Source organism: Gellertiella sp. DMC107 (assembly GCF_056313605.1).
Genome location: NZ_JBQUZZ010000005.1, coordinates 219,027 through 231,542, shown reverse-complemented (window position 1 = coordinate 231,542; position 12,516 = coordinate 219,027). Strand labels below are relative to the sequence as shown.

General features: G+C 65.4%; 9 protein-coding genes and 1 pseudogene. 3 read left to right on the top strand and 7 right to left on the bottom strand.

Translation table 11 applies throughout. The annotated features are described in order from the left end of the window. Positions 1-37: 37 nt before the first annotated feature. Positions 38-829: a DUF6456 domain-containing protein gene (locus ACT54B_RS17310; protein WP_476046628.1), complete on the bottom strand. Its 792-nt coding sequence runs from the start codon at positions 827-829 to the stop codon at positions 38-40. Next, on the bottom strand, positions 816-1,286 hold the full coding sequence (locus tag ACT54B_RS17305; RefSeq protein ID WP_476046627.1) for a helix-turn-helix domain-containing protein: 471 nt from the start codon (positions 1,284-1,286) through the stop codon (positions 816-818). The genes ACT54B_RS17310 and ACT54B_RS17305 overlap by 14 nt, the downstream gene beginning before the upstream one ends. A gap of 1,399 nt (positions 1,287-2,685) precedes the next feature. On the opposite strand from ACT54B_RS17305, the gene ACT54B_RS17300 reads away from it, so the two are divergent. Together ACT54B_RS17300 and ACT54B_RS17295 are read left to right on the top strand one after the other, a co-directional pair. Then, positions 2,686-3,273 (top strand): DUF1214 domain-containing protein, encoded by a 588-nt coding sequence (locus ACT54B_RS17300; RefSeq protein ID WP_476046625.1) that lies wholly within the window; start codon positions 2,686-2,688, stop codon positions 3,271-3,273. Beyond that, positions 3,266-3,919, top strand: a complete 654-nt coding sequence (locus ACT54B_RS17295; protein ID WP_476046624.1) for a DUF1254 domain-containing protein — start codon at positions 3,266-3,268, stop codon at positions 3,917-3,919. The genes ACT54B_RS17300 and ACT54B_RS17295 overlap by 8 nt, the downstream gene beginning before the upstream one ends. A 37-nt stretch (positions 3,920-3,956) precedes the next feature. Here the strand turns inward: ACT54B_RS17295 and ACT54B_RS17290 are convergent, their stop codons facing one another. Next, positions 3,957-4,133, bottom strand: coding sequence for a hypothetical protein (locus tag ACT54B_RS17290; protein WP_476046622.1), 177 nt, complete (start codon positions 4,131-4,133; stop codon positions 3,957-3,959). A gap of 467 nt (positions 4,134-4,600) precedes the next feature. Between ACT54B_RS17290 and ACT54B_RS17285 the strand changes: the two genes are divergently transcribed. After that, positions 4,601-5,695: a DUF2336 domain-containing protein gene (locus tag ACT54B_RS17285; protein ID WP_476046621.1), complete on the top strand. Its 1,095-nt coding sequence runs from the start codon at positions 4,601-4,603 to the stop codon at positions 5,693-5,695. A 65-nt stretch (positions 5,696-5,760) separates the two neighbouring features. Here ACT54B_RS17285 and ACT54B_RS17280 read toward each other — a convergent pair whose 3' ends face one another. From ACT54B_RS17280 to ACT54B_RS17265, 4 genes and pseudogenes are all read right to left on the bottom strand, one after another. Further along, positions 5,761-7,383, bottom strand: a complete 1,623-nt coding sequence (locus tag ACT54B_RS17280) for a calcium-binding protein (protein ID WP_476046620.1) — start codon at positions 7,381-7,383, stop codon at positions 5,761-5,763. A 92-nt stretch (positions 7,384-7,475) separates the two neighbouring features. Beyond that, positions 7,476-8,213, bottom strand: coding sequence for a hypothetical protein (locus ACT54B_RS17275; RefSeq protein WP_476046619.1), 738 nt, complete (start codon positions 8,211-8,213; stop codon positions 7,476-7,478). 154 nt (positions 8,214-8,367) lie between these two features. Further along, a pseudogene (locus tag ACT54B_RS17270) lies at positions 8,368-10,197 on the bottom strand (calcium-binding protein); the annotation flags it as partial. 833 nt (positions 10,198-11,030) lie between these two features. Then, positions 11,031-12,389 (bottom strand): calcium-binding protein, encoded by a 1,359-nt coding sequence (locus tag ACT54B_RS17265; protein ID WP_476046617.1) that lies wholly within the window; start codon positions 12,387-12,389, stop codon positions 11,031-11,033. Positions 12,390-12,516 lie beyond the last annotated feature (127 nt).

Genomic DNA, 12,516 nt, shown 5'->3' with positions numbered 1-12,516 from the left:
TGGAGCGATCCGGCATTCTGCCGGGGGGCGTCCGGCTTCAGAGCCGGTAATGCCGCGCCAGCAGGCTGAGGGCGGTACGCAGCATCAGCTTGGCGGAGCGGGCGGGCCATTGCCGGTCGCGCTCCACCTGTTCCAGGCCCTTGCCGAAGCAGCAGACATCCAGCGCCACGCCTGACAGTTTCGGACCGAGGGCGGCAAGGGCGGCATCGAGACGGGCACGGGCATCGAGCTGGTGCTCGGAAAGCTCCGCCTGCCCGCCGCGTCCGCCGCTGTTGCGGGCGGAGAGATGCGGCTCCAGCCGCGCGGTAAGGCGCGGTTGAAGGCCCGCAAACGTGAAATCGCGCCCCAGTCTTTCGCCCGCCTGCACCGCCTCGGTCGAAAACCAGGGCGCGCCGGTGCGGTCCTTCCGCTGGGCCAGCTGGCCAAGCACGCTTTCGTGCCGGTTGATGCGCACGGAGCGGCCTGTGCCGTCGATCAGCCGGTCCTGGACGGCGATATCGGCATGCTGGGCCAGAAAGGCCGGCGTGTCGCCGCTGAGCAGCCGCCGCAGCAGGGGCCGGGCCGGGGGCAGGGGCGTCAGCCGGCGTCCGTCCCGGGCAAGAAGGCCGCGCCGGACGCAATGGGCAACGAGGAAGGGCGGCGCCTGCCGCGTCAGCGTGCCCCGGCGGAGAACCAGAACCTCGCCCTCCGCCTCGATGTCCACCGGTCCGGCCAGCACGAAGCCGATCAGCTTCACCAGCCCGCGGGCGGGATCGCCGCCACGCCCTTCCGGCACGGGCAGGCGGGGCGGAAAGGCCGGTGCACCGGCAGAGGCATCACGCGGCCGCATCGAAATCCCCCTCCGCCGGCTCGAAGACCGCGATGGCGAGCCGCTCCACGGCGGCGACGAAATCGTCATAGACGGGATCGTCGCGCCGGTCCTCCACCGCCGAACAGGCATGCCGCACGGTGGTGCGGTCCCGGCCGAACCCGTGGGCCACATCCGCCTGCGGGATGCGCAACGCCACATGGCAGACATACATGGCGATCTGCCGGATATGGCATTCGGAGCGGCGGCGGTCCGTCCGGAAGCGGATGCGATCGCCGGTGACGCCGAGCAGCTCCGCCGTCATCTTCCGGACCGTCAGGCACACCGGCCGCAAGGGCACCGGCGTGACCGGCGGCGGCGACGGCCGGGCAAGGGGCGGGGCCGACAGCCCCCGCCGCCCCCGCCGCCCGTCCGCCAGCAGCACATGCGAAAGCCCGGGTATGCGATCCGGGTGGTAATAGGGATTGATTTCCGACATGCCGAGACTCCCTCACTGGATGTAGGAATAATTTCTCTCAATTTGCCGGAAAAGGGAACGGGTAAAATTGCTTATAGGGCATGTGCAAGCTGATTTTGTTGGGTTATTTTTAGTTCTAATCCACAATTTATAGGCTTAATATCCTAAATTCTGTATCGAAATGAGACAGGTGGATGCGCGTGCACCCCACCGCTTCCGCATTCCGAAGCCCACCCGCGACGCCATCCTCGGCCTCCGTGCCGAGGATCTGCTGCCGGTTCGGCAACCTCCCGCTCTCCGCAGCCCTCGGCAGATGCTCGGGACAAGCCCGAGCATGACGGTGTGCGGCCTATACTTGGTGTCGTCCGCCCCTCGCACCCAGCCCCATACTCAACGTCATCCTCGGCCTCCGTGCCGAGGATCTGCTGCCGGGTCACCGGCCTCGCGCTTCCCGCAGGCCTCGGCAGATGCTCGGGACAAGCCCGAGCATGACGGCGTGTGCCCTACACTTGGCGACGTCCTCCGCCCGCACTCGGCGTTATCCGGCATCCCGAACTCCGCCCCACACGCGACGTCATCCTCGGCCTCCGTGCCGAGGATCTGCTGCCGTGTCAGCGGTCTCGCGCTATCCGCAGCCTCGGCAGATGCTCGGGACAAGCCCGAGCATGACGGTGTGTGCCCTACACTTGGCGTCGTCCTCCGCCCCGCGCCCACCCCCACACGCGACGTCATCCTCGGCCTCGTGCCGAGGATCTGCTGCCGGTTCGGCAACGTCCCGCTCTCCGCAGGCCTCGGCAGATGCTCGGGACAAGCCCGAGCATGACGGTGTGTGGATGGGGGCAATGGCGGAGGTGAGGAGAGCCGGGAGCGGCAGACGAAAACACAGAACCCGGAGGCCAACAGCCCCGGGCGTGGAGCGTTGCCCGGTCGGCAGCCTCCCGCTATCCGCAGTCATCGACAGATGCTCGGGGCAAGCCCGCCGAACATGCCCGAGCAGGACGGCTTGGCAGGGGGGTGGTGCGATGCAGGGGGTGCAAAGAAGAAAGCCTCCGCGAGGGGGCGGAGGCTTTCGGGATCTCTCAGGAGACGGGGATGCGAGGTTGCTCGTTGCCGCTGCTGAACACGCAAGAACAGGACGTTAGACCGACGGCTGCCGGACGAAATACTTCCCTCGTGGCGTGCACCCCCGCCTTCTGAAAGATCCTGGCCGAACGGGGCGGCCGGTCCTTTCTCTGTAGCGTGCCCCGGCTTTCGGAAGACTTTCCGCATGGACCCAATAAATCATACGGTACAATTGACAGCCTGCTTTCTTTACCCGTTGCTTACCCCGGCGGGATGCCTTTTGCTCCGGCGGAATCAGTGATAGTCCTGCCCGGACCGCACAGTGCCGTGCCATGAAAACAAAGGCTGCCGATTGCGCATGTTCCGGGTTCCGTTTCTCGTTGCCATCACGCTGGCCATCGCCTTTGGAGGGGGGATCTACTCCACGCTGCGGCTTCTGGACGCGACCTCCGGTTTCGGGGCGATCCGGCTGGGGGCCTGGCAGGCTTTTCCCGATGCGCAGACTTCGGCTGCCGATCCCTATGCGCGGGCGCACCGTGCCAAGGCGGGACGGCTTCTCTATGGCAGCGCCGAGGGCTTGATGTTCGAAGCGGACCGGGACGATCAGGGCAATGCCCTTGATGCCGCCTGCGATTATCGGCTTTCCGGCCAGACGCCGATTGCCCGGGCCTGGACGCTCTATGTGGCGCGGCCCGATGGCAGCGCGCTGCTTTCCGCCGCCGGCCTGCCGAGCGGGCTGAACTCCACCATCGTCACCCGCCGCCCCGATTCGTCTTTCGAGATCACGCTGTCGAGCCGCGCCTCGTCCGGCAACTGGCTGGCGCTGCCGCAGGGCGGCACCTTCCGGCTGGAGCTGACCCTGCTGGATACGCCGACCGCCGGATCCTCCGGCCTGTTCGATCTCGCCATGCCGAAGCTGGAAAAGCAGGAGTGCCGCCATGGTTAGGCTGCTGCACGCCCTTCTCACCGGCCTTGTCGGCGCGGCGCTTCTGCATGTGGTGATCATTCTCGGCCTGCCGCGCTTCGTGAAGGCGGATGCCTTTCGCCGGGTGGAAGCGCTGGGCGCGCCCGGGCTTTTCCACCCGCTGGCCGGTGCGGCCGAAGGCGGCGCGCTGCGGGGGCTTGCGGGCGATACCGGCGCATTGGCCGGGGGCGAGGGCCAGAAACGGCCGCCGCTGGCCAGCGAAGACCCGTTCCTCAGCGTGGCCGCCTGCATCGTCAATCTCGAAGGGGGGCCGGTGCGGCTCTTTGCCGAGGGCGACGTGCCCTTCTGGTCTGTTGCGATCTACGACCGCAATTCGAACGAGGTCTACAGCATGAGCGACCGGACCTCGATTACCGGTGCGCTGGACATTCTGGTGGGCCGGCCGACCGATCTGCCGGCGATCCGCAAGGCGGTCCCGCCCGATCTCGCCCAGTCCATTCTGGTGGAAATGCCGGAAAGTGGAGGCTATGCCGTGCTGCGCGCGCTGGCGCCGACGCCGAGCTATCGCTCCTCCGCGGCGGATTTTCTCGCCTCCGCCCAATGCGGCCCCTGGAAGGCCCCGGCCGCGGACAGCCAGCCGCCGGCCTCGGCGGAACCCGCCGGTTGACCACCGCCGCCACTATGCGGGGTGGAGAGGGCCTGCCTCAGCGCTTGCGCGCGCGGGTGGAGCCCGTGGGGCGCGGCTGCGTTTCCGGCTGGTATCGCTCGTAGCGCACGCCCGTGAAGAAATAGACGCGCGCACCGCCTTCCGGCACGGCCGCGCGTTCCGCTGCCTGGCGCCGTTTCGGTTGCCGGTCTCTCAGATAGATCACTGCTGCCATTCTCGTCTCCATGCCAAACGATGAGACGGATGATCGAAGTACCGATTTCACCCTGCCCGACCGCGCAGGTCGTCCTGCGTTCGGGCTGGCGCTGTCCGGACTGGACCCTCGGCCGCCGCCGTCATGGGCGGAAACCCTCAAGCCTCATTCCCGGTTCCGGCGGACCGGCCGGGAAAATCGTCCGGCGTCATGCGCGCCGTTCCCAGATCCCCTGTGAGAGCATGTCCGGATTGCCCCGCCGGGCATGCCCATCTTGTCCGCGATCCGGCCCGGAACGGCGTGCCGTTCCAGGATTTTGCCTCTCAACCCACAACCTGAGGCGGTTTCGCGGTCATTGAGAAAGACTACGCTACTTGAGCCTGCGAATCTTTCCCCTATGCCGCATTCAGCCACAGCATAGTTAACAGCTCGCTAACGATTTTGATCTAGTTTGATGGACTGTGTCTTGCGTAACCCGGGAATTTATCGTGGACGACCGTTTCAGAGAACTCGAGCGCCCGCTTGCCATGCGGAAGAAAGACGTCGTGCTGCTGGCTGCCGTGACCAGCTTCGACGCGCTCGGCCTGCCGGGCAAGATCGAACAGAAGCAATTTTCCGAGCTTTTTCCGCCGCTTTTCGCCGCCTCCACCGCGGAAGCGCGCCGTCAGGCTGCGGCGGCGCTCAGCCGCTCTGCCCATGTGCCGGATGCCGTCGCGCTGTTTCTGGGGCGCCAGCCCATCGACGTCGCCGCCGTGTTTCTCACCTCGGTGCCGGTCATTTCCGATGAGGTGCTGATCGAGATCGCCAGCCGCGAAGGGGAGGGTCATGCCCGCGCCATCGCCCGGCGCGAGAGCCTTTCGCCCGCCGTGATCGATGCGCTTGTCGGCCTTCGCTTCGAGCGCCAGCAAAAATCAAGGGAAGGGCAAAAAGCCGCCGCAATCCCGCCACAGGCCCCCACCATTCTCCCGCAAAACGAGCAGTTGGAAGCAAAAGAGGAACGTCTGACCATGCAGGAGGAACACCGGATGGACATCGAGGAGACCGCCGACAACAGCGCGCTTTCCACGCCGCCCGTGGCCGGGGAGGCCGAGGCCCCCGCCCGCATGGAGCGCGAGGAGAAGCTGCGTCAGGAACTGAAGGCGCTCGCCCGCCATCTCAATCCTCCGGAAGAGGACCGCGCCGGTCTGCGCCATATCCAGCCGGTGGAGCGCGCGCTCTTCGTGCGCTTTGCCCGCGCCGGCGAAATCGGTCTCTTCACCACCGCCCTGTCCTATGCGCTGTCTTCCACGCGCTGGCTGGCCGAACGGATCCTGCTCGACATGTCCGGTCTGCAGCTCGCCACCACGCTGGTCAGCCTGGGCATGCCGGATGAAGAGGCCGCCGAGGTGCTGTCCGGCGTCTATCCGCATCTCGCCGCAACGGAAGGGCAGGGAACCAGGGCCGTCAACCTCTTGGAATCGCTCGACCAGCGCGATTGCGACCTGCGCGTCGATAGCTGGCTGCGTGCCGATACCTATTCCTTCCCGGCCGCTGGCAATGGCCGCAAGGAAGACCAGCGCGTGCGTCGCTTCACCCGCCGCTGAGCCGAGCCGCATCCCGGCATGTCCAACGAAGAAAGGGGCCCGACGGCCCCTTTTGCATGCAGGCGTCAGAGAATGACGAAATCCAGGTGAGACAGGGCAAGTCCCGGAGAAAGCAGGGCGATTTTCACCGCCGCGCCCCGGCCGTTGCCGTCCGCATCATAGGAAAGCAGCCCGGTGCAGCGATTGTAGATCAGGATGTCGTCCCGGTCGGCGGGCAGCCCCGTCGTGGTGACGGCCAGCAGGCCGGGCGCCAGAACGCCGGTCCTGGCCAGCGCCGTGAAAATCCCGTTCTCCAGCTGGATCGTATCGTCCTTCACGGAAAAATCGGTGATCCGGTCGAGCGCACCGCCCGCGCCCGGCGCGGTGTCGAACAGGAAGAAATCCGCGCCCGCGCCGCCGGTCAGGATATCGCTGCCGCCCTTGCCGGCCAGCCGGTCATTGCCGTCGCCGCCTGAAAGCCCATTGTTGCCGGCATTGCCGGTCAGCTGGTTGGCCAGTCCGTTGCCGGTGGCGGAAATCGCGGCCGACCCGGTCAGCGTCAGGTTCTCCACCGCGCCTTTTGCAGAAGCCAGCGAGAAGGACACGGCGGATTCGACCCGATCCACGCCCCCGCTTTCGTCCACCCGGTCGCGGAGGTTGTCGACCACATACAGGTCGTCGCCCGCGCCGCCCTGCATCATGTCCGGATCCTGTCCGCCGTCCAGCCGGTCATTGCCGGCTCCGCCGAACAGGGCGTCCCAGCCGCTGCCGCCGACCAGCGTATCGTCACCGGCCTCGCCCATCAGGTGGTCGTCCTGCGCGTCGCCATACAGCATGTCGTTGCCTTCGCCGCCGAACAGGTCGTCGACCCCGTTGCCCCCTCTCAGGGTGTCGGCGCCGCCTTCGCCATGCACCGTATCCGCCGCGACCGTGCCGAGAATGACCTCGCCCCGGGCGCTCCCGAAGAAGGCCTCCACCCCCTGCCATTTCAGCGACAGGACCGCCAGGTTGATCGGCCCGGCCGGAACGAAATCCTCGAGCCGGACGATATCGAATCCGTCCCCGCCGCTCACCCGGTCGGTGGGGTCCACGGTCAGCACGTCATTGCCCGCGCCGCCGAACAGATCGTCCGCCCCCGCGCCGCCGGAAAGGCCGTCATTACCCTCGTCGCCCCTGAGCGTGTCGTTGCCCGTGCCGCCGGTCAGCCGGTCGTCGCCGATGCAGCCGCAGAGGTCGTCGTCCCCGGCGCCGCCGTCGATCTCGTCATTGCCGCCGGCGCCGTGGACCCGGTCCGCCCGCGCCGTGCCGATGATCACGTCCCGGAGATCGCTGCCGAAAACCGCCTCGATGCTCTGCCAGTGGGCCGAAAAACTCGTCAGATCCAGCGGATTGAGGCCGAGCGACGGGGAAATCCACACCATGTCATACCCGTCGCCGCCATCGATGGTTTCGGCGACATCGGAATAGAAGATGTCGTCGCCCGCTCCGCCGAGCATCGTATCCACGCCCAGCCCGCCGTCGAGCACATCGAACCCGTCGCCGCCGGACAGAATATCCTCTCCCGCGTCCCCGTAGAGGTGGTCTTTGCCGCCCCCGCCGAACAGGCTGTCTGCCCCGAGCCGGCCCCGGAGCGTCTCGTCCGCGGCGGAGCCGTTGATCGTGTCATCCCCATCCGTGCCCTCGAGAACGAGGCTGTTGAAAAGCGTCATGATGTGATCTCCCGCAGAAGGGCCCCTCCGGCCTTCCGCATGTTCGGATGCCGGACGGGCCGCCTGTTCGGACGACCCGCCGAAACTCCGCCTCAGATGACGAGGACGTCCAGATGGGTGAGGAGAGGGGCCTTGTCGAGGGTGGCGAACTGGATGGCCGCCCCCTTGCCGTTGCCGTCGGCATCGTAGAACAGCGCCCCGGTCTTGGTGTTGTAGACAAGGTAGTCGTTCTTATCCATGGCCACGCCCCTGGCATTGGCCACGAACTGGTCCTTGGCCAGCACCCCGGTCTTCAGCAGCTTGGTGAAGACCGCATTTTCCAGCTCGATCGTGTCGTCCTTGACGTTGAAGTCCGTGATCCGGTCGAGATTGGTCTTCGCATTCAACGCCGTGTCGAACACGAAACTGTCCTTGCCCGCGCCGCCGGTCAGCCGGTCGAGGCCGAGCTTGCCGAAGAGCCGGTCGTTGCCGGCCCCGCCGTCCAACTGGTTGCCGCTGCCATTGCCGGTCAGGCTGTTGGCAAGCCCGTTGCCGGTGGCGTCGATCTTGGCCGTGCCGGTCAGCGTCAGGTTTTCCACCGCGCCCTTCGCCTTGGTCAGGCTGTAGGTCATGGAGGAGAGAACCGTATCCGTGCCGGTGCCGCCGGTTTCGTCGACGATGTCGCCTGCCTGATCGACCACATAGGTGTCGTTGCCGGCCCCGCCCGCCATCCGGTCCGCGCCCGCGCCGCCGTCCAGCCGGTTGTCGCCGCCATTGCCGGTCAGGCTGTTGGCGAGCCCGTTGCCGGTGGCGTCGATCTTGGCCGTGCCGGTCAGCGTCAGGTTTTCCACCGTGCCCTTCCGCCTTGGTCAGGCTGTAGCTCACGGAGGACATCACCATATCCGTGCCGGTGCCACCGGTTTCGTCGACGATGTCGCCGCCATGGTCGACCACATAGGTGTCGTCACCGGCAGCGCCCGTCATCGTGTCCGCGCCCGCGCCGCCGTCGAGACGGTTGTTGCCGCCGTTTCCGACCAGCCTGTTGGCGAGCGCATTGCCGGTGGCGTCCATATCGCCCGTGCCTGTCAGCGTCAGGTTTTCCACCGCGCCGAGCGTCGTCCGAAGGCTGTAGGAGACCGAGGACTCGACCCGGTCGATTCCGGAGCCGTCGGTTTCGTCGACGATGTCGCCGGCAATGTCGACCACATAGGTGTCGTCTCCGGCGCCGCCCTTCATCGTGTCGGCCCCTTCGCCGCCGTCGAGACGGTTGTTGCCGCCATTTCCGACCAGCCTGTTGGAAAGGTCGTTGCCGGTTGCTTCCGTATTGCCCGTGCCTGTCAGCGTCAGGTTTTCCACCGCGCCGAGCGGGGTCCGCAGGCTGTAGGAGATCGACGATTCCACCCGGTCGGTGCCGGAGCCCTCGCTTTCGTCCACCACATCGCCGGCATCGTCGACCACATAGGTGTCGTCTCCAGCGCCGCCGATCATCATGTCGGCGCCTTCGCGGCCGTCCAGGCGGTTGTTGCCGCCATTTCCGACCAGCCTGTTGGAAAGGTCGTTGCCGGTTGCTTCCGTATTGCCCGTGCCTGTCAGCGTCAGGTTTTCCACCGCGCCGAGCGGGGTCCGCAGGCTGTAGGAGATCGACGATTCCACCCGGTCGGTGCCGGAGCCGTCGGTTTCGTCGACGATGTCGCCGGCATTGTCGACCACATAGACATCGTCTCCGGCCCCGCCTTGCAGCGTATCGGCCCCGAGCCCGCCGTCCAGCCGGTCGTTGCCCGCATCGCCCTTCAGGGTATCGTTGCCGGCGCTGCCGTCGATATTGTCATTCTGCGAGGAGCCGCTGATCCGGTCGGATTGCGCCGTCCCGAGCAGGCGGGCGACCCGGATCCCCACCTGGATTTCCTCGATATTGTGCAGGCGCGCCATCAGCGTGGAGAGATCCACGATGCTTTCGTCGAGATCGCCATCGATCTCGACGATATCGTAGCCATCGCCGCCGTCGATCTCATCGAGGCCCTCGGTGAAGAAGCGGTCGTCGCCGCCGCCGCCGCGCAGCGTGTCGCTGCCCGCACCGCCGCGGATGAGGTCGTTGCCGAGCCCGCCGTCGATGGTATCGTCACCCGCGCCGCCGTCCAGCATGTCATTGCCGTCGCCGCCGTCGAGCGTGTCGCTGCCTGTCCCGCCGGAGAGCGTGTCATGGCCGGCCCCGCCGCGCAGGATATCGTTGCCGTCGCCGCCATCCAGCAGGTCTTCGTCGTCACCGCCCTCGAGCGTGTCATTGCCGATCCCGCCGTCGAGCTTGTCATTGCCCGCATAGCCATAGAGCCGGTTGTTGCCGGAATTGCCTGATATCGCATTGTCCAGCCCGTTGCCGTAGCCATCCACGCTGCTGGCGGCGATATCGATCGCAGCCGGCTCGCCGGCCTTCTGTGCGAGTGACTGAAACCAGTTGAAAAGCGTGGTGGGGGTCAAAACCGGCAGGGCCGTGCTGTCGAGGAAACTGTCGATCAGGTTCAGATTTTCCACATTGTCCGAGAGATGCCAGGTTTTGGCGGTCATCACCGTATCGATGCCCTCATTGGCGTTCTCGAAGATCTGGTCCCGCTCCTCGTCATGGACGATATAGAGGTCGTTGCCGAAGCCGCCATAGAGACGCCCGTCGCCTCCGAGGGAGATCAGCACGTCATCGCCCGCGTCGCCCCGGAGCTCGTTGCTGCCCGTGCCGCCCGAAAGAATATCGTCTCCATCGCCACCGGAGATCGTATCGTCGCCGCCGCCGCCATCGATCTTGTCATTGCCGCCGAGCGCCAGGATGAAGTCCGCAAAGTCCATGGCCGTGACGATATCGTCGCCCTCGGTCAAGCTTATCCTGTTCGTTGTGGTCAAAAGCTCCGTCATCGCAATACATCCTTCTGAAAAAGGCAGCCCAAAAGGTATGGCTGCCGCAATCTGCGGTTTTTAAAATGGGTGTCTTCGGAAAAAGCTTTCCCTGCGCCGCCGCAACGGGGCTGCTGCCCCGATCCGGAGATCGGTGAAAAGGCCGAAGACGTTAAAATCAGGCTCTGGATGGAAATTTAAAGTTTATAAAGCCTAAAATAAGAAAACACGGATGAAGGGTGTTTTGCAACTGCCCGACTAGACCATCTTAAGAAGTGGTTAACGCGCCGCCTTGCATTCCGCAGGTTGTCGGCCGGACCGGTCTGGCGTGACTGAGTAGACCGGACACGATGCAGGCACCCGGGCGGAACGGACAGCAAGTCCCCTGCCAGAAGCCGGCGCCAGGGACATGGACCCCGCCCGAGCCCGGTGCAGCCTCTTCCTTCGGAGCGCTGCCTGACCGTGACGGGTGCCGCTTCTGCATGGGGGCCGTCTCCGAATGCGTTCCGTCTTCCAGTCGAGCGCCGCTTCGTGACGGATTCAGGAGGGATGACCGGATTTCGACCGGTCGACCGGAGCGGGACGACACGTGGCATTTTTGCGGGTGCATCGGGCGAGGGGCGGCCCGGACTGCCGCACGTGTCGGCGCCAATCACGCGATCAGGACGAAGTCCGTAGTCTCCCGGCGGCTGGCACCGAGGGACGTGCGGACCAGAGCCGTCCGGCGCGTGGCATTCTTGCGGTTGTATGGGGGCGGCCAGAACCGCCCCCTCGCATGCCATTGTCGATCAGGCGATCAGGATGAAGTCCGAGGCGGCCAGGGACGCCGGATGGTGGCCATGGCCATCGTCGAAAGTGGCGACCAGCCGCTTGCCTGTCCAGCCTTCCGCATTGGCGGCGCTGCCGTTTTCGTCGTACCAGAGCTCGCCCTTTTTCGCGTCATAGAGGAAGAAGTCGTTCTTGTCCTTGGCATAGGCGCCGTTCAGGAACACCTCCGCGTCAAACTTGCCTCCTGCCGTCATGCCCGCATCCGCCAAGGCGCTGAAGGTGGAGACGCTCAGGGCAATTTTGTCCGTCCCGGAGTCGAAATCCGTAACGACATCCGCATTGGCCTGGATCGTCCGGCCCAGCACCTCGTGGTTCGGTCCGAGGCGATAATAGTCCCGCCCGAAGGAGAAGGTGTCGACGCCCTCGCCACCGGTCAGGCTGTCCTTGCCCTGTCCGCCGTCGAGCCAGTCATTGCCTTTGCCACCGGTCAGCGTGTCGTTGCTGTATCCCCCGAAGAGGCGATCCTGGCCGTCGCCGCCGTCGAGCGTATCCGCGCCCGCGCCGCCATAGAGATTGTCGTTCCCGCCCAAACCGGAAAGCGTGTTGTTCATCAGGTTGCCGGTGATGGCATTGTTCAGCTCGTTGCCGGTGCCGTTGACCGCGTCCGTGCCGCGCAGCACCAGCTGCTCGATATTGTCGGGAAGCGTGTAGGTGGCTTCGACGATCACCGTGTCGCCACAGCCCATCTTGGCCTCAACCAGCGTGACTGCGGTGACCTTGCCGAGAATATAGGTATCGTCGCCCATGCCGCCGGTCAGCGTGCTGCCGGCCCCGACCTTGTCGAAGGTATCGTCTCCGGCCCCGCCATCCATGAAATCCTTGCCGCCCGAGCCGAACAGCCGGTCGTCCCCGCTGCCGCCGAAGAGGTGGTCGTCGCCGAGCGATCCGTAGATCGTGTCGTTGCCGCCCCGGCCATCGAGGGTGAGACCGCCGGGAAAGGTGTAGCCGCCGATCGTCGATCCGAATGCCGTGAGCCTGCCGTCCAGAACATTGTCCTGGTCGTTGCCATAGGCTTCCTTGATGCCGATGGCCAGCCGCAGGATTTCCACATTGGCCGGCAGCGTATAGCCGTTGACATAGGTTTCGACCGCATCGATTCCCTGGCCCTCCTTTTCCTCTATCCGGTCGCCGAGGCTGTCCACCTCATAGGTATCGTTGCCCGGGCCGCCGATCATGTAGTCGTCACCGGTGCCGCCTGAAATCCAGTCGTCGCCGTCGAACCCGACCAGCTGGTCCTTGCCGCCCTTGCCGTAGAGCGTGTCGCTGTCCTTCGTACCGCTGATGGTTTCGTCCCGGTCCGTACCGTTCAATATGGCCATGAATTATCTCCTTGAAATCAAAACAGGCCTTTAAAATGAAAATTATTATAGTCGAATTTAACGAATAAAGGAATGACCTGTTTGCCACAGATCACAGGCTTTTGATGACAGGCGGCACGATTGCCCT

Bases quoted from the DNA above. Each gene is read 5' to 3' on its own strand.
- ACT54B_RS17310 (WP_476046628.1), bottom strand. From the start codon at position 829: ATGCGGCCGCGTGATGCCTCTGCCGGTGCACCGGCCTTTCCGCCCCGC.
- ACT54B_RS17280 (WP_476046620.1), bottom strand. From the start codon at position 7,383: ATGACGCTTTTCAACAGCCTCGTTCTCGAGGGCACGGATGGGGATGAC.
- ACT54B_RS17290 (WP_476046622.1), bottom strand. From the start codon at position 4,133: ATGGCAGCAGTGATCTATCTGAGAGACCGGCAACCGAAACGGCGCCAG.
- ACT54B_RS17305 (WP_476046627.1), bottom strand. From the start codon at position 1,286: ATGTCGGAAATCAATCCCTATTACCACCCGGATCGCATACCCGGGCTT.
- ACT54B_RS17265 (WP_476046617.1), bottom strand. From the start codon at position 12,389: ATGGCCATATTGAACGGTACGGACCGGGACGAAACCATCAGCGGTACG.
- ACT54B_RS17300 (WP_476046625.1), top strand. From the start codon at position 2,686: ATGTTCCGGGTTCCGTTTCTCGTTGCCATCACGCTGGCCATCGCCTTT.
- ACT54B_RS17295 (WP_476046624.1), top strand. From the start codon at position 3,266: ATGGTTAGGCTGCTGCACGCCCTTCTCACCGGCCTTGTCGGCGCGGCG.